The 14,997-nt window shown below is 62.1% G+C and carries 18 protein-coding genes; 9 read left to right on the plus strand and 9 right to left on the minus strand.

Annotated elements, in window-relative coordinates:
- Nucleotides 1-7: 7 nt before the first annotated feature.
- Together EV686_RS10985 and EV686_RS10990 are read right to left on the minus strand one after the other, a co-directional pair.
- A complete protein-coding gene (locus EV686_RS10985) occupies nt 8-382 on the minus strand; it encodes an HVO_A0114 family putative DNA-binding protein (RefSeq protein WP_132476994.1) in 375 nt (124 codons plus the stop codon).
- Complete coding sequence (locus tag EV686_RS10990) at nt 382-666, minus strand: toxin-antitoxin system TumE family protein (RefSeq protein ID WP_132476995.1); 285 nt, start codon at nt 664-666, stop codon at nt 382-384. The genes EV686_RS10985 and EV686_RS10990 overlap by 1 nt, the downstream gene beginning before the upstream one ends.
- Before the next feature lie 278 nt (nt 667-944).
- Here EV686_RS10990 and EV686_RS10995 point away from each other — a divergent pair, with 278 nt between their 5' ends.
- Nucleotides 945-1,379 (plus strand): GNAT family N-acetyltransferase, encoded by a 435-nt coding sequence (locus tag EV686_RS10995; protein WP_132476996.1) that lies wholly within the window; start codon nt 945-947, stop codon nt 1,377-1,379.
- Between the two features lie 7 nt (nt 1,380-1,386).
- Here the strand turns inward: EV686_RS10995 and EV686_RS11000 are convergent, their stop codons facing one another.
- On the minus strand, nt 1,387-2,292 hold the full coding sequence (locus tag EV686_RS11000) for a LysR family transcriptional regulator (RefSeq protein WP_243650873.1): 906 nt from the start codon (nt 2,290-2,292) through the stop codon (nt 1,387-1,389).
- A 97-nt stretch (nt 2,293-2,389) separates the two neighbouring features.
- Here EV686_RS11000 and EV686_RS11005 point away from each other — a divergent pair, with 97 nt between their 5' ends.
- The 8 genes from EV686_RS11005 (at nt 2,390) to EV686_RS11040 (ending at nt 10,597) form a co-directional block, all read left to right on the plus strand.
- Nucleotides 2,390-3,163 carry an MBL fold metallo-hydrolase gene (locus EV686_RS11005; RefSeq protein ID WP_132476998.1) on the plus strand — a complete coding sequence of 258 codons (774 nt, stop codon included), beginning with the start codon at nt 2,390-2,392 and terminating at the stop codon, nt 3,161-3,163.
- On the plus strand, nt 3,163-4,317 hold the full coding sequence (locus EV686_RS11010) for an Ldh family oxidoreductase (protein ID WP_132476999.1): 1,155 nt from the start codon (nt 3,163-3,165) through the stop codon (nt 4,315-4,317). The genes EV686_RS11005 and EV686_RS11010 overlap by 1 nt, the downstream gene beginning before the upstream one ends.
- Entirely contained in the window at nt 4,314-5,264 is a 951-nt protein-coding gene (locus tag EV686_RS11015; protein WP_132477000.1) for a hydroxyacid dehydrogenase, read from the plus strand. Before EV686_RS11010 ends, EV686_RS11015 begins: the two co-directional genes overlap by 4 nt.
- Before the next feature lie 72 nt (nt 5,265-5,336).
- Nucleotides 5,337-6,137 carry an HpcH/HpaI aldolase family protein gene (locus EV686_RS11020; protein WP_132477001.1) on the plus strand — a complete coding sequence of 267 codons (801 nt, stop codon included), beginning with the start codon at nt 5,337-5,339 and terminating at the stop codon, nt 6,135-6,137.
- A 38-nt stretch (nt 6,138-6,175) separates the two neighbouring features.
- Nucleotides 6,176-7,153 carry a Bug family tripartite tricarboxylate transporter substrate binding protein gene (locus EV686_RS11025; RefSeq protein ID WP_132477002.1) on the plus strand — a complete coding sequence of 326 codons (978 nt, stop codon included), beginning with the start codon at nt 6,176-6,178 and terminating at the stop codon, nt 7,151-7,153.
- Nucleotides 7,154-7,281: 128 nt separating this feature from the next.
- On the plus strand, nt 7,282-8,259 hold the full coding sequence (locus tag EV686_RS11030) for a Bug family tripartite tricarboxylate transporter substrate binding protein (RefSeq protein WP_243650859.1): 978 nt from the start codon (nt 7,282-7,284) through the stop codon (nt 8,257-8,259).
- A 50-nt stretch (nt 8,260-8,309) separates the two neighbouring features.
- Nucleotides 8,310-9,236, plus strand: a complete 927-nt coding sequence (locus EV686_RS11035) for an amidohydrolase family protein (protein WP_132477003.1) — start codon at nt 8,310-8,312, stop codon at nt 9,234-9,236.
- A gap of 269 nt (nt 9,237-9,505) precedes the next feature.
- Complete coding sequence (locus EV686_RS11040) at nt 9,506-10,597, plus strand: branched-chain amino acid aminotransferase (protein WP_132477004.1); 1,092 nt, start codon at nt 9,506-9,508, stop codon at nt 10,595-10,597.
- On the opposite strand, the gene EV686_RS11045 is transcribed toward EV686_RS11040, so the two are convergent.
- The 6 genes from EV686_RS11045 to cysP form a co-directional block, all read right to left on the minus strand.
- The gene (locus tag EV686_RS11045; RefSeq protein WP_207901742.1) at nt 10,590-10,805 is read right to left on the minus strand and encodes a helix-turn-helix domain-containing transcriptional regulator; all 216 of its coding nucleotides are present in this window, start codon (nt 10,803-10,805) and stop codon (nt 10,590-10,592) included. The two genes, EV686_RS11040 and EV686_RS11045, sit on opposite strands and share 8 nt — an antisense overlap.
- An 87-nt stretch (nt 10,806-10,892) precedes the next feature.
- Entirely contained in the window at nt 10,893-11,216 is a 324-nt protein-coding gene (locus tag EV686_RS11050) for a helix-turn-helix domain-containing protein (protein WP_132477005.1), read from the minus strand.
- Nucleotides 11,217-11,262: 46 nt separating this feature from the next.
- Entirely contained in the window at nt 11,263-11,577 is a 315-nt protein-coding gene (locus EV686_RS11055) for a type II toxin-antitoxin system RelE/ParE family toxin (protein WP_132477212.1), read from the minus strand.
- A gap of 431 nt (nt 11,578-12,008) precedes the next feature.
- Nucleotides 12,009-12,860 carry a sulfate ABC transporter permease subunit CysW gene (gene cysW / locus EV686_RS11060; protein WP_132477006.1) on the minus strand — a complete coding sequence of 284 codons (852 nt, stop codon included), beginning with the start codon at nt 12,858-12,860 and terminating at the stop codon, nt 12,009-12,011.
- Nucleotides 12,861-12,865: 5 nt separating this feature from the next.
- Nucleotides 12,866-13,696: a sulfate ABC transporter permease subunit CysT gene (cysT, locus tag EV686_RS11065; RefSeq protein ID WP_132477007.1), complete on the minus strand. Its 831-nt coding sequence runs from the start codon at nt 13,694-13,696 to the stop codon at nt 12,866-12,868.
- A 111-nt stretch (nt 13,697-13,807) separates the two neighbouring features.
- On the minus strand, nt 13,808-14,821 hold the full coding sequence (gene cysP, locus EV686_RS11070) for a thiosulfate ABC transporter substrate-binding protein CysP (RefSeq protein ID WP_132477008.1): 1,014 nt from the start codon (nt 14,819-14,821) through the stop codon (nt 13,808-13,810).
- Nucleotides 14,822-14,997: the final 176 nt, after the last annotated feature.

Below are 14,997 nucleotides of genomic sequence, written 5' to 3' on the forward strand. Positions count from 1 at the left end.
GGGGAACTTATGGAGCCGGCTCGGGTTCCATAAGCATATCGACGCGGATTCTGTCGTAGGGACAACATAAGGCGCCATTGCTGTTTCGCTGCAATAAGCCAAGCGATACCAGCACGCTGGCGTCAGTATGAACGCCTTTGACGTCGCGGCCGACCCGACGGGCCAGTTCGCGTACTCCCACCGTGCCTTGACCCAGCATGATGCGCAGCAAGGCCCAGCGGCGTTCGTTCAGATTGGCAAAGAATGCGCCGGGGGATTCGAAGTTCAGGATGTCCGGCTGGTTCTGTTTTGTGGTCAGGGATTTTTGAGCGATGCCACCGGCTTTGCGCAGCGCGGTTTTCCAATCAGGATCGGTTGTAATCGTCAGGGTTCCGGTTGTCATCACATCTCCTTCAAGTACTCGATTTCGGCAATGAAGTCTTCGATCAATGTATCCAGATCGCTGAAAGAGTATGGCAGCTCCTGGCTGCCCAGGTGCATGTGGTCGCCTTTTCCGCGTTCGTTGTCAAAGCCTACGATGCGTCGCCCATTTCTGAGATAGACCAAGCGATACTTGAAGCCGTGTGTTGTGGGAGGAACGGGTTCAGGCACATGCCAGATCACCATTTCAATGACTCCACCGTGTTCATCGACGGAGCGAAAGCGGGTCAGCAGTGTCGCCTTCATGTTGTATATCCTAACAACAGATCTGTTTGATGTCAATATTTACAACACCTGGATAGGGGCCGGAGTGTTGATGCGGATGCTGATTGCCGGCAAAAGCATAGGCGAACCGATGCGCCCATGAAATTGGGCAAAAACATCCTGGTGGATAAAACAAGGCCCGCATCCGACAGATGGGATTGCGGATCATTATCTGATCCGGGCCGGGGTGATGATTCTGTCGCTGCGTAGTTTCCGATCTTATGCGGGGCTGGGCAATAACGTAGAGTGGCAACGAAGAGTTGAACCGCTACCTGCGCCATCAAGCGCAGCAAGACGCCGAACGGCACGTCGCTGCGCCATTCGTTTTGCAAGACCCCGACAACCGCGCGGTTGTCGGCTTCTATACCCTATCGGCGTCGCTCGTCCCGCTGGAAGAATTGCCTCAGGCCATGAGGAAGAAGCTGCCGCGCTACGATTACCTGCCGGTTGTATTGTTGGGACGTCTGGCTGTTGACCGGAGGGTGAAAGGGCAAGGGGTTGGTGAATTCCTGTTGCTCGATGCGCTGCACCGCAGTCTGCAAACGGCGCGACAGATTGGAGCAATGGCGGTGATTGTGGATGCCAAGGATCAAAGCGCTGAGCGTTTTTACCAGCACTTCGATTTTCTTCCCTTTCAACGCGCACCGCTGCGCCTGTTCCTGCCTATGCATCAGGTCGCCCGGCTTTTTGCATGACTTCGTGCTAGCGCAGGTCGGCGGCCAGGACGTCCTGCACTGTGTTGACCTCGCGGCGCAGGTAATCCACGAACTGGCGCATCACTTCCGATTCAGTGGAGGACTTGGCGCGCACCAGCAGGGTCTTCAATTCCACGCGAGGCTCCAGGGAGCGTGCCACCAGGCCGGGAAGCGGCAGGGATGCCAGCAGGAACGGCTCGACCAGGGCGATGCCCGCTCCGTGATAGGCCATGATCAGCCCGGTCAGGGAAAGGCTCACCTGCACCGAGATATTGGGCATGACGCCGGCGTCGCTCAATGACCGGTCCACATAGCTGCGCAGCAGCGCCTGGGGCAGATAGGTGATGATGGGATAGGCCTGCAGGTCCTTGACGTTGACGGCCTTGTTTTGCGCCAGCGGATGATCCTCGCGCATGATGCAGGCCACGCATGAATTCACCAGAACTTCGGTTTCGACCGCGGGATTGACCACGGGCTCGTAGGCGATGCCCAGCTCCACCTCGCGGTTGGCCACCCTGTCCACGACCTGAGGCGAGGTCAGCGACTGCAATGCCACGCGCACGCCGGGCCTGTCCTGCAGGAAGGTGGCCACGGCCTTTGCCAGGTATCCATTCGCCACGGGAAAGCAGGCGGCGATCGACAGGGATCCCAGCCGTCCTCCGGCCAGGTCCTGCACCAGCCGGCCTACGGCATCGAGCCTGCTGTAGATCTCGTGTACGTCGGGGAACAGCGCAATGGCTTCCGGGGTGGGCTGCAGGCGGCCGCCCGTGCGCGTGAACAGTTTGAGGCCGACGCGCGCCTCGCAATGCTTCAGCACCGACGTAATGGCTGGTTGGGAGACGTTCAGCAGCCTGGCCGCGCCTGTGACGGAGCCGGTCTGTATGATGGCGTGGAACACCTCCAGGTGGCGCATCGTAAACACAACTAAGCAAACCTTATGGGGATGGCCAAAAAATTGATTGGTTAATTATAGATGGATCATTCACTATAAATGGCTGGAGGCGACAAATATGAACATGAATATTGCGGGCTACACGCTGGATCTGCTGGTTGTCGGATTTCCCGGAAAATCGGTCTGCCATGGCGGCCTGGGCTGGAGCACGGTTGCGCTGCTCCAGGGGCATGGCCGGGTGGTCCTGATCGATACGGGCCCCATCGGCATGCGCAGCCTGATCCGCGATAAGCTGAAGCAGCACGGCCTGGTTGCGGCCGACATCACGGATGTGCTGCTGACGCATTCGCATCATGACCACTCGATCAACTGGACGATGTTTCCCAATGCGCGCATCCATATCGGCGCGCATGAGCTGGAATGGTCGCTGGAGCAACCCTGGGGCGAGACGCCCGTGCCCGAGCTCTATGTACGCGAGCTTTCCACGATGCCGCGCACAGTGCGGATCGCGCAAGGCAGTGAAATCCTGCCGCGCCTGACGGCTTTCGATGCGCCGGGCCACACGCCGGGACACCTGGTGTTCGTCCTGCAGGGGGACGAGCATGACGTGATCTTCACCGGCGATGCGGCCAAGACGCGCGCCGAGCTGGTGTCCGAAAAGGGCGAGGCCAGCCTGGATCATGCGCTGTCGACGGAATCCATCCGGGAAATATGGCGCCGCTGGCGCAGCCGGCCGGGAACGATGGTGGTGCCCGGCCACGATGTGCCGATGGTGCTGCGGGATGGGCGGGCAAGCTATCTGGAGACGCACCAGGCGGCGGTCAAGGCGTATTTCGGCGATTCGCTGGAAGATGCCGTCGTCATCCAACTGGCGCCGCAGGAGCGGCCATAATGGAGACGGCGCCGTCCAATGGCGGGCAGTCGTCCGTCCCGGTCCACGTTGCCGCCGATCAGGTGAGGGCGCAGATCGTCGCGCTGCTCGAAGCCTGGGGCATGGATGCGCAGCAGGTGCGGGATACCGCGCGCGTCATGGTGGAAACGGACCTGTCGGGCGTGGATTCGCACGGCATTTCCATGCTGATGGATTACGACCAGTCGCGGCGCTCCGGCAAGCTGAACCTGCGGGCAAAGCCGCGCATCGTGCGCCAGACGCCGGTGACGGCGGTGGTGGATGCGGATGCCGGCCTGGGCCACCCGGCGGCCTTGATGGGCATGGAGCTTGCCATGCAGCGCGCCCGCGCCGTAGGCGTCGGCGTGGTGGTCGTGCGCAATTCGCATCATTTCGGCGCTGCGGGCTATTACGCGAGAATGGCGAGCGAGCAGGGGCTGCTGGGGCTCTGCATGAGCGCGACGCGCACGATCAATACCGTGCCGACGCGCGCCAGAGTGCCGGTCCTGGGAACCAACCCTATCGCGTTTTCCGCGCCTGCTGGCCGGAACCGGCCGTTCTCGCTGGACATGGCGACCAGCAGCTCGGCATCGAACAAGGTCAAGGTATACGAGCTGCGCGGCGATTCCCTGCCCGCCGGCTGGGTGCTGGACGAACACGCCCAGCCTGTCACCGATGCGTCCCAGGCCATGGAGATCCTGTTCCGCAGGCCCAAGCACATGGGCGGCGGGCTGACGCCGCTCGGAGGCACGCCGCAGATGGCCAGCCACAAGGGATATGGCCTGGCCATGATGGTGCACATCCTGGCCGGAACGCTGTCGGGTGCATCCTTCTCGCCGATCCGTGTAAAGACGCAGCGTCCGGAGGATCCGGACAACCTCGGACATTTCTTCTGCGCTATCGATCCTGCCAGCTTCCGCGAGGAAGGCGAGTTCGAATCGGACCTGGATGCCGTCATCGACACCCTGCATGCCGCCGAGCCTGTGGACCCGGAGTTGCCGGTGCTGGTGCACGGCGATCCCGAGGCGCAGGCGCGCGAGCGGCGGCTGAAGGAGGGGATTCCGCTTGCCTCTTCGCTGGTGGAAAAGATACGCCGGCTCTGCCTCGACGCGAATGTTCCATTTCTACTTGATAACGCTTGCGAGAACGCTTCATGAAACGTATTTATGTGCTCGACGCCTTTCATCCCTCCGGCCCCGAGTGGCTGGAAGGCAAGGTGGAACTGATTCCTTTCGGCGATCCCAGGGCGAAGAACTGGCACGAGGATGCCGATGGCGTCATGGTGCGCATGCATCCCCTGACGGAGGATGATTTCGCCAGGGCGGGCAGGCTCAAGGCCGTCGTGAAACAGGGGGTCGGCGTCAATACCATCGATCTGGATGCCGCCCGCAGGCACGGCATCACCGTGGCCAATACGCCCGGCATCAATAGCGAGGCCGTCTCCGAAATGGCGCTGGCCCTGGCTTTGGCCGTGACGCGGCGTGTTCCGCAGTTCGATCGCATGATCCGCGCGGGCGAGCCCATCGAGCGTCCGAAGTTTCTTGGTTTCGCATTGCAGGGCAAGACCGTGGGCGTGATCGGCATGGGCAATATCGGCGTTCGGGCCGCGCGCAAGTTCCAGGCGGCCTTCGATTGCCGCATCCTGGCGTACGACCCATATTACGCACCGCGCAACGGCAAGGATCCGTGGGCGCAGGTGCCGCATGAGCGCCTGGATGACCTGGATGCGCTGTGCAGCCAGTCCGACCTGCTGACGGTGCATGTGCCCCTGACGGACCAGACGCGGGACATGATTTCGGCGAAGCGGCTGGCGCTGATGAAGCCCAACGGCATCGTCATCAATGTATCGCGGGGCGGCATCGTCAACGAGGCGGATCTGCATGACGCGCTTGCCTCGGGGCATCTGTTCGGAGCCGGCATCGATGTCTGGACGGAGCGGGAGCCGCCGGAGCAAAGCCATCCGCTGCTGAGCCTGCCGAATGTGGTTGCGACACCGCATGCGGGCGGCGGCACGGTGGAAACGCAACAGCAGAGTTCCCTGAAAGTAGCGCAGGAGCTCTACAGCATCCTGCAGGGCAACGAGCCCGAGTTCCGCGTGGTTTGAATGGCGGCGCCGCGCGGAGATGTTGCCGGGCGGCTGCCGATTGTTTATTGATCTTCCAGCAAGGATTTCCAGATGTCTGAATTTGCACTGACCAACCCCGTCAAACAACGGCTGCGCGCAGGCGACGTGGCGCTCGGCATGAGCGTGCGCCTGTCCCGCTCGCCCGATATCGCCCGCATCGCCAAGGCGACGGGGCACGATTTCCTGTTCATCGATACGCAGCATTCGATCTTCAATATCGAGTCCATCGGCTACATGGCGCAGACGGCGCTTGCCATCGGCATTGCGCCGGTTGTCCGGGTCAAGAGCATCAATGATCCCGATGTATCACTGCTGCTGGACAACGGCGTGACGGGCATCGTCTATCCGGACGTCAATACGGCGGCGGATGCCCGCCGCGCCGTGGATACCTGCCGTTTCGCGCCTGTGGGCAAGCGCTCCGTGTCCGGGGGATATCCGCATTTCGATTTCCGCTCCGTTCCTTTGTCGCAGTCGGTGCCTGAGCTTGAGGAGGCATGCCTGCTGGTCTGCATGATCGAGACCCCGGAAGGGCTGGCGAATATCGAGGAAATCTGCGCGACGCCCGGCATCGATGTTATCCACATGGGTACCAACGACTTTGCCGCCAGTATCGGCAAGGCGGGCAAGTTCGACGATCCGGAAGTGGTGGCGGCGCAGGCGCGCGTCATCGAGGTAGCGCGCAAGCACGGCAAGTATGCGGGTTGCGGCGGCAACCGGAACGTGGAACGCCAGATCGGCGCCATCCGCAATGGCGCGCAGTTCGTGACGACGCAAACGGATGCCAGCTTTCTTGCGACGGCGGCCAACCAGTGGGTGCAGGGTGTGCGGGAAGGATTGAAGAGCCGCGGATAAAGGTCGGCTTTGTGACTCACATATAAGGAGGAGACAAAATGCGTAAGTTCAGATTTGCATGGGGTGTGTGGACAGCGGCGCTGCTGCTCGGCGGCGCGGGCGTTGCGCAAGCGGAGTCGTGGCCGGCGCAGCCTATCCGCATCGTGGTGCCATTCGCCGCCGGAGGCGGCGTGGACAATGTCGCCCGTTCACTGGCGGCGCAGCTTTCCACGCAGATCGGGCAGACGGTCATCGTGGAGAACCGCACAGGCGCGGGAGGATTGATAGGCACGTCTTATGTGGCCAATGCAAGCCCCGACGGCTATACCTTGTTGTTGGGAACGCAGACGACGCTTGCCGTCGCGCCGTTGATGAATCCGAATTCCGGCCTGGATCCCTTGAAGGCGCTGACCGGCGTCAGCCAGGTGGCCAGTTCGCCGTTGCTGCTGGTGGCGAATCCGGCGTTCGAGGCGCAGACCTTGCCGGATCTGCTGGCGTACGCGAAGCGTAATCCCGGGCAGCTGAACTACGGTTCCGGCGGTGTGGGCACGACGCCGCATATGGCGGCGGCCCTGCTTGGCCTGATGGCTGGAGTCAAGATGACGCACGTGCCCTACAAGGGAGAGCAGCCTGCGTTGACGGATGTCGTCGGCAACCAGATTCCCGTGATGTTTTCCAATCTGTCGGCCGCCATGCCGTTTGCGAAAAGCGGAAAGCTGAAGGCCCTGGCGATTTCCACGGCGCAGCGTTCGCCGGAGCTGCCGGATGTGCCTACCGTGGCGGAGGCGGGAGTCGCCGGCTTCGAGGCCGCCACCTGGTTCGGAGTAGTGGGTCCCAAGGGCATGCCGAAAGACAGGATCGAGCGGCTGGACAAGGAAATCGAAAAAGCCATGCAGACCCCGGAGCTCGTCGAGCGCCTGCAGGGACAGGGCTTGACGGTGGCCTATGGCGACAGCGGGCAGTTCAACGCCTACATCGCCTCGGAATACGACAAATGGAAACGGGTGATCGAAGAGGCGGGCATCGCGGCGCAGTGATTGCATGCGCGGGCGGGCGGTTTTGCAATCCGTATCGCCATGATTCGAGTATCGAGTACCCGAAAGGAGCCTGATATGAGGGATGGATTTCGTATCGGCGCGCCAATGAAAATCAAAGGAAACGAGACATGAGCATCAGTCGAAGGACATTATTGAAAGGCATGGCGGCCATGCCGCTGGCCATGGGAAGCGCATTTGCGGCGGAATCGCTTTTCACCCAGCCGATCCAGATCATGATGGGATACGCGGCTGGCGGGACCGCCGACATCAGCTGGCGCACGATCGCGCCGGAGCTGTCCAAGCGCATCGGGCAGCCTATCGTGATCCAGAACCGCCCGGGCGCAGGCGGCATCGTGGGTTCGCAGGCCGCATTGCAGGCGCCCGCCGATGGGCATACCTACGTGCTGGCGGCGACCGGAAACTTCGGCATTACGCCGGTGCTGTTCAACAGCCTGCCGTTCGATCCAGTCGAGGATTTCGTCATGGTGTCGCAGGCTGCCGCATTCGACTATGTCTTCGCGGTCGGATCGGACTCTCCGTTCGGCAGCATCGGCGACGTGATCGCGTATGCAAAGGCCAATCCGGGCAAGCTCAGCATCGGAACCGTCCAGGTGGGCAGCGCCCAGTTCTTTGCCGCCGAGCTGTTCAAAAGCATGAGCGGCATCGATGCGGTTACGGTGCCGTACCGGAACTCGGGTGACGTGGTCAGCGCCGTGCGCAGCGGCGATGTGCAGCTGATGGTGGAAACGATCACGCCTGTCGTGGCACAGATCAAGGCTGGCGCCGTGAAGGCCTTGGGCATCACGGGCAAGGAGAGCTTCCCGGCCTTGCCGGATGTCAAGCCGATTTCCGGCAACGGTTTGGATGGCTACGTGGTCACGGCATGGAACGGTCTGGCCGCAAAGAAGGGCACGCCCGAGAAAGCCATTGCGGCCATGAACAGCGCCTTGAAAGAAGTGCTGGAGCTTCCCGAAATCCAGTCGCGCTTCATCGAGCTGGGCATGGTCGCCCGGCACAGCACGCCGGAGGAGCTGCGCGCGCGGCAACTGGAGGATATCGAGCGCTGGGGCAAGGTGATGAAGGAAACCAATCTGCCCAAGCAGTGAATGGCCCAGGGCGGCGCCATCGGACCAGACAACAGGAATGCGGCAAGAGAATGACAGGAATATCGGCAGCAGCAAACAAGCAGGAGAGCGGTTCCGCATTCGCGCAGGCATGCGATTGCCATACGCATGTTTTCGGACCGGAGGCGCAATATCCGTTCGCGCAGCGCAGGACCTACACGCCTGGCGAGGCTTCGGTGGCGCAGCTCGAGGCGCTGCACGGACGGCTGGGGATCGGCCGCACGGTCATCGTGCAGCCGTCGCCGTATGGCACGGATAACCGCTGCACGCTGGACGCCGTGCGCAGCCTGAACCGGGACGGAGCCGATCGGGCCAGGGCGGTCGTCGTCATCGATGGACAGGCCGGGCGCGGCGAACTGGAAAGCCTGCACGATGCTGGCGCTCGCGGCGTGCGCATCAATCTCGAGACTTTCGGCGTGATGGACACGGGGCTGGCGCGCGAGCGCTTGCTGCATGTGGCCGGGCAGGTGGCTCCCTTGGGCTGGCATATCCAGGTCTATACGAACCCGATCGTCATTGCCGGCCTGTCCGGTGTCTTCCAGGACCTGCCGGCGCCGGTCGTGTTCGACCACTTTGCCGGCATGCGGCCGGAGCTGGGCATGGATCAGCCCGGCATGGCGGAGCTGATGCAACTGATGCGCTCGGGCAAGGCCTATGTGAAGCTGTCCGCGGCGCATCGGGTAACGGGAGAAGCCGGCTATGGCGCGGTAGCCGGTATGGTGCGTGCATGGGCGGCGCTCCGGCCGGACCGGTTGCTGTGGGGAAGCGACTGGCCTCATCCGGGGGCGTGGCCGGGAGTTGCCAGAAGCCCCGACCGCATCGAGCCTTTCCATCCCATCGACGACGAAGCGGCCCTGTCGGCCCTGGCCGGCTGGCTGCCGGACGCCTCCATGCGCGCAGCGGTACTGGCGCATAATCCGGCCCGCCTCTATGGCTGGCAGGCTTCCGACGCGGCCTGACCACGCGTCCAAGCGCAAGCCTCGGCCTTTCAGGCCGAGGTCAAGCGAGGCAGTGTTCATACGGCGCCGCAGGCGCCCCCCGTATTGTGGCGAGGAAGCTCCCGGCTGCAGGCGGGAGTGACTCACGGGAGGGGCTCCTGTGGCGATTTTGCCGTCAACAGGATTATCATGTCGTTTTTCTGGCAGAATTCAGAGTTTACGGAGGCGGTTCCCTATGGGGCCGCCTGCATGTCCTTCAGCGCCGCCCCCTCAGTACCGGAGATCGTTTCGTGAGTCAAAAGCAAGACATCAGTTTTTCCGTCATCCCCAATCCGTCGCCGGTGCCGGCGGCGGAGCGCGAGAAGCTTCTGGCCCAGGGGGGGTTCGGTACCGTTTTCACCGACCACATGGTCACGATCGAATGGACGGAAGGCCGGGGCTGGCATGATGCGCAGGTCAGGGCCAGGGCGCCGTTCTCCATCGATCCGGCCAGCTCCGTGCTGCACTATGCCCAGGAAATCTTCGAGGGCATGAAGGCGTATCGCGCCGAAGGCAACAGCGTCACGCTGTTCCGCCCGGACCAGAATGCGCGCCGCTTCAATCTGTCGGCCCAGCGCCTGGCCATGCCCGAAGTGCCGGAAGAGGTCTTCCTCGAAGCCGTGGAGCGCCTGGTCGACATTGACCGCGACTGGATCCCCGGCGCGGACGGCAGCAGCCTGTACGTGCGTCCGTTCATGTTCGCCAACGAAAACTTCCTCGGCGTGCGCTCGTCGCGCAACTTCGTCTTCTGCGTCATCGCATCGCCGGTGGGCAATTATTTCAAGGGCGGCGCAAAGCCCCTGGCGCTTTGGGTATCGACCGAGTACACGCGCGCGGCGCGCGGCGGCACGGGCGAAGCCAAGTGCGGCGGCAACTACGCCGCCAGCCTGGTGGCCCAGATGGAGGCCACGGAAAACGGTTGCGACCAGGTGGTCTTCCTGGACTCGGCCGAGCATCGCTGGGTGGAAGAGCTCGGCGGCATGAACATTTTCTTCGTCATGGACGACGGCAGTCTGCTGACGACGCCGCTGGGCACGATCCTGCGCGGCATTACCCGCGACTCCGTCATCCAGCTGGCCAAGGCCCAGGGCATCGACGTGAAGGAAGCTCCCTACAGCTTCGAGCAATGGCAGGCCGACGCTGCCAGCGGCAAGCTGCGCGAAGTGTTCGCCTGCGGCACGGCCGCGGTGATCGCGCCGATCGGCGAAGTCCGCCATCGCGGCGGTTCGTTCACGATCGGCAACGGCCAAAGTCCGGTTGCGGAGAAACTGCGCGACCAACTGGTCGGCATCCAGCGCGGCCGCGTGGCCGATACGCACGGCTGGCTGCGCACGATCAAGTAAGCGAAGCGGGATCAGCCGGCGGGAGTGCGTCTCCCCTTGGCGATCGTGTCGAAGCGCGGGCTGCCACGCCTAATGCATGGGCAAGCTCGCTGGTGTCTCCCTCCTCGATGACTTGCGTCAGGTAAGCGGCAATGTCCTTGTCATCGCGCAGGTAGCGTGCCGGGCCGAAGGTGGGCAGGTCGTCGGCCTTGAAGGCTTTCTGGCTCATGGCGGGTTGTCCTCGTTATTTCTCAGGGTGCGTGCCAGTTCCTTGGCAAGCCTGATGTCGTGGATCTTGTACTTGACGCTTGGCTTGTCAGACGAGCACGTCCAAGCCGTGCTTTTTGACGACTTGCAATAGCCTTGCCGCGATGCCGCTAGGCTGCTTTGCACCGCTTTCCCATTTCTGCACGGTAGATGTGCTGGTATTCAGATATTTCGCGAAGACGGGTTGACTGACCTTGGCTGCCTTGCGGATTGCCGCGATCGATTTCGCATCGAAATGCGGTGCTTCCGCGAGACATAAGGCATCGAATTCCCGCATTGTCTGCTTGCCGACCACGCCAGAACGATGAAGGCCGGAAGCAGCGCTATGGATGGCTTCGAAAGCATCGCTTTTGAATCGGGGTGTAGTGGTCATGGCCGACAATCTCCAGAAGTTCCTGTTTCGCGATCTGATCGTCAAGTTATGCGCTGGTCATTCTTTCGTATTGTTTGGCCAGTAGCTTGAATGCTCTTTCTTCGGCTTGGTCGAGGTTGTCGCGGTCTTTCTTCGCATACATGAAAACAAAGATCCACCAGTCTCCCGCCTTTTCAACAACGATACTTCGATGCATGTTCTTGTTGAGACGTTTTTTCCAGACGTTTCCACCGAGATTGTCACCTTTGCCTTCAAGCAGATCGGCGGCGGCTTTCAACAAGACTTCATCGGAAATTTCCGCCCTCGCAGCCAATTTGGTGAATGCTCTGGTCTTAAAGAAACGAGGAGGTTCTTTTCTCATTGCTTCACCGGTTAAAATATAGCACTGAATGCTATCTTTTGCCAAAATGATCTCTGACCACGCGCCCAAGCACAAGCCTCGGACTTCAGTCCGAGGTCAAGCGAGGCAGTGTTCATGTGGCACCGCAGGCGCCTCCCGTGTTGTGGCGGGGAAGCTCCCGGCTTCAGCCGGGAGTGACTCACTGTGGAGCGCTGGCGAAAAGAGCCTCGTAGTGTCTTGCGCAGACAGGAGGGCTGACTATAGGCCGACTCGGCAGGCTTTCGTCGAAGCAGTGAATGGATTTGTCGCTTCGGTTTGTACGGAAGACGATGCCTTCCCGCTGTCTCGTGTGTCCGGCCCGGAAAAAGCTTCGGCCTGCGCTGCGCCTGATGAATTCAGACGCAGCGCAGGCCGAGAGATAGGCGTAAAGAGCCGGGCGCGGCCCGGTCGCATCAAGCCCCGGCGGGCCTCTCCTGTGGCAGTCGCCGCTCCAGGTGCGCGCGCCGCCATTCCATGAAGGTCTTCAGGCACAGGGTCAGCAGCGCCATGCAGGCCAGCAGGCTGGCGGCGGTGAAGGCCGCTGCGGCCTTGTTGTTATTGTTCAATTGATCCACCAGCAGCGGCAGTGTGAGCGTCTGGTTCATGATGGTGCCCGACACCACGGCAACGGCCCCGAACTCTCCCACGGCGCGGGCATTGGTGATGACCGTGCCGTACAGCAGGCCCCACTTGATGTTGGGCAGCGTGACGCGGCGGAAGATCTGCCAGCCGGTCGCGCCCAGCGACAGCGCGGCCACTTCCTCGTCCGTGCCCTGCGCCTGGATCAGCGGGATCAGGATGCGGGCGATGTACGGCGACGTGACGAAGACCGTCACCATCAGGATGCCGGGCCAGGAGAACATCAGCTGGATGTCGCGGTCGGACAGCCACTGCCCCAGGATACCTTCCATGCCGTACAGGATCAGGTAGCAGAAGCCCGCCACGACGGGGGATGTGGCGTAGGGGATGTCGACCAGCGCAACCAGCAGCCTGCGCCCGAAGAAATCGTAGTGCGTGACGCACCAGGCCAGCATGATGCCGAAAACCAGGTTGATCGGCACCGAGACGACGGCGGCGAATAGCGTCAGGCCGATGGCATGGATCATGAAGTCGGCGCTCAGGTTCTGCCACAGCGCCTGCAGGCCTTCGCTGAAGGCTATGGTGAAGATCAGCGCCAGCGGCAGGATCAGCAGGATGAAGGCGAGCAGGATGCCGCCTGCGATCAGCAGCCATTGCGCGGGACTGGAAGGACGTTTTGCGGTCATGGCGGTCAGCGTTTCAGGAATCGGGTTTGCGCGATCTGCAGCAGGAACAGCAGCGTCAGCGAGGCAAGCAGCACGACGGAGGCGATGGCCGCCGCCGCCTGGTAGTTGTATTCCTGCATGCGCACGAACAGCATCAGCGATGTGATCTCGGTCTCGAACGGAATGTTGCCCGCGATCATGATGACGGCGCCGAATTCCCCCAGGCTGCGGATGAAGGCCTGCGAGGCGCCGGTGATCAGAGCCGGGGCCAGCGCGGGCAGCAGCACGCGCCAGAAGGTCTGCATGGGTGTGGCGCCCAGCAGCTTGGCGGCTTCCTCGACGTCGCTGTCCATGTCTTCCAGCACGGGCTGCACGGCGCGAACGATGAACGGAATGCTGGTGAAGACCATGGCCAGCACGATGCCCGGGAACGCGTAGGCCACCTTGATGTCGGCCGCGGCCAGCCATTGGCCGATCCAGCCGCTATGGGCGAACAGGGCCGAGAGCGTCAGCCCGGCCACGGCGGTCGGCAGGGCGAAGGGCAGGTCGACCAGCGAGTCCAGCAGGCGCTTGCCGGGGAACTGGTAGCGGGAAATGATCCAGGCCAGCAGGAAGCCGATCAGCGTGACGATGATGGTGGAATAGAAGGCGCCCAGCAGGGTGACGCGATAGCTCTGCACGACGCGGGCGTCGGTGATGGCAGCCCAGTATTGCGCCCACGACATGCCGCTGACGTAGATCAGCAGGGTGGACAAGGGCAGCAGGATGACCAGGCTGATGTACAGCGTGGAAAAACCGAAGGTCAGGCCGAAGCCTGGCAACAGGGGTGTCCGTTTGAAAAAGCGTAGGGGTTGCATGGGGAAATCGGGTGTGCCCGCCGTGATGCTCGGAAAGCGGAAAAGCGCTGCCGCGCACTTGCAGTCCAGACTGCGAATGCGCGACAGCAGCATGGGAATCGGCTTGCCGTATCAGCGGCGCTGTGCCAGAAGCTCGTCCACGATGCCGTTGGTGGCGAAATGTTTTTCCTGGATCTCGTCCCATGTGCCCAGGACTTTCGTCGGGTCGATGGTGCGCACGGGCGCGTACTGGTCCTTGACCGCTTCCACGACTTCGGGGTGGTGGACGCGGTAGTTGAACGTGGTCAGCAGTTCCTGGATTTCCTTGGTGTACTGGTAGTTCAGGTAGTCGGTGGCCAGCTTGCGCGAACCGCGGGCATCGGCAACCTTGTCGACCACGGCGACCGGGAATTCGGCCAGCACCGACACCGGCGGCACGATGACTTCGAAGCCATACGATGCATACTCGGCGCTGCGGGCGATGTTGATGACTTCGGATTCGAAGGTCAGCAGCGCGTCGCCCTGCTGATTCTGCGCGAACGCCACGGTGGCCGCGCGGCCTCCGGTGGGGAAGTTCACGACGTTGCGCAGCAGCTTGCCGACGAATTCCTTGGTTTTGGCGTCGTCGCCCTTGAACGCTTCATTGGCGTACAGCCAGGCGCCCAGGTAGGAATAGCGCGCGTTGCCGGAGGTCTTGGGGTTGGGGAACACGACCTTCACGTCGTCGCGCACCAGATCGTCCCAGTTGCGGATATTCTTGGGATTGCCCTTGCGCACCAGGAATGCGGTGGTGCTGTAGTAGGGCGAGCTGTTGTTGGGGAATGCCTGCTGCCAGTCGGATTTCACCAGGCCGCGCTTGGCCAGGATCTCGATGTCGGTCACCTGGTTGAACGTGACGGTATCGACTTTCTTGCCCTGGATGATGTCCTGCGCCTGGCGCGACGTGCCGGCGAAGGAAAGGTCGACCTTGGCGTCCTTGCCCGTGGTGGCTTTCCAGTGTTCGACGAATTTGGGGGTGATGGCGGCGAACAGCTCGCGGGAAATATCGTACGAGGCGTTGAGGATGGTGGTGGTTTCCTCGGCCTTGACGGGTGAGGCGGACAGCGCGGCAACGGCGGCTGTCGCAAGAACGATGCGTTTCAACATGACTGACAGTGTTCCTTGAGATGGAAGGTGGGATGGCTCACAAGTTACCAGAGGCCCATATTCCGAAGAACGAATGAATTGTCATGTTTATATTTCCAATGGAGATATGGTGCCAGGAAGCCTTCGGTGCCGCAGCTTCCCCGTAGGATGGCGGGGTCACTCCCGGCTTCAGCCGG

It is taken from the genome of Paracandidimonas soli, assembly GCF_004342005.1.
Taxonomy (GTDB): Bacteria; Pseudomonadota; Gammaproteobacteria; order Burkholderiales; family Burkholderiaceae_B; genus Paracandidimonas; species Paracandidimonas soli.

Bases quoted from the DNA above. Each gene is read 5' to 3' on its own strand.
- EV686_RS11015 (WP_132477000.1), top strand. From the start codon at position 4,314: ATGAAACGTATTTATGTGCTCGACGCCTTTCATCCCTCCGGCCCCGAG.
- EV686_RS11055 (WP_132477212.1), bottom strand. From the start codon at position 11,577: ATGAGAAAAGAACCTCCTCGTTTCTTTAAGACCAGAGCATTCACCAAA.
- cysW (WP_132477006.1), bottom strand. From the start codon at position 12,860: ATGACCGCAAAACGTCCTTCCAGTCCCGCGCAATGGCTGCTGATCGCA.
- EV686_RS11030 (WP_243650859.1), top strand. From the start codon at position 7,282: ATGAGCATCAGTCGAAGGACATTATTGAAAGGCATGGCGGCCATGCCG.
- EV686_RS11045 (WP_207901742.1), bottom strand. From the start codon at position 10,805: ATGAGCCAGAAAGCCTTCAAGGCCGACGACCTGCCCACCTTCGGCCCG.
- cysT (WP_132477007.1), bottom strand. From the start codon at position 13,696: ATGCAACCCCTACGCTTTTTCAAACGGACACCCCTGTTGCCAGGCTTC.
- EV686_RS11010 (WP_132476999.1), top strand. From the start codon at position 3,163: ATGGAGACGGCGCCGTCCAATGGCGGGCAGTCGTCCGTCCCGGTCCAC.
- EV686_RS10990 (WP_132476995.1), bottom strand. From the start codon at position 666: ATGAAGGCGACACTGCTGACCCGCTTTCGCTCCGTCGATGAACACGGT.
- EV686_RS11000 (WP_243650873.1), bottom strand. From the start codon at position 2,292: ATGCGCCACCTGGAGGTGTTCCACGCCATCATACAGACCGGCTCCGTC.
- EV686_RS11050 (WP_132477005.1), bottom strand. From the start codon at position 11,216: ATGACCACTACACCCCGATTCAAAAGCGATGCTTTCGAAGCCATCCAT.
- EV686_RS10985 (WP_132476994.1), bottom strand. From the start codon at position 382: ATGACAACCGGAACCCTGACGATTACAACCGATCCTGATTGGAAAACC.
- EV686_RS11020 (WP_132477001.1), top strand. From the start codon at position 5,337: ATGTCTGAATTTGCACTGACCAACCCCGTCAAACAACGGCTGCGCGCA.
- EV686_RS11035 (WP_132477003.1), top strand. From the start codon at position 8,310: ATGACAGGAATATCGGCAGCAGCAAACAAGCAGGAGAGCGGTTCCGCA.
- cysP (WP_132477008.1), bottom strand. From the start codon at position 14,821: ATGTTGAAACGCATCGTTCTTGCGACAGCCGCCGTTGCCGCGCTGTCC.
- EV686_RS11005 (WP_132476998.1), top strand. From the start codon at position 2,390: ATGAACATGAATATTGCGGGCTACACGCTGGATCTGCTGGTTGTCGGA.
- EV686_RS11025 (WP_132477002.1), top strand. From the start codon at position 6,176: ATGCGTAAGTTCAGATTTGCATGGGGTGTGTGGACAGCGGCGCTGCTG.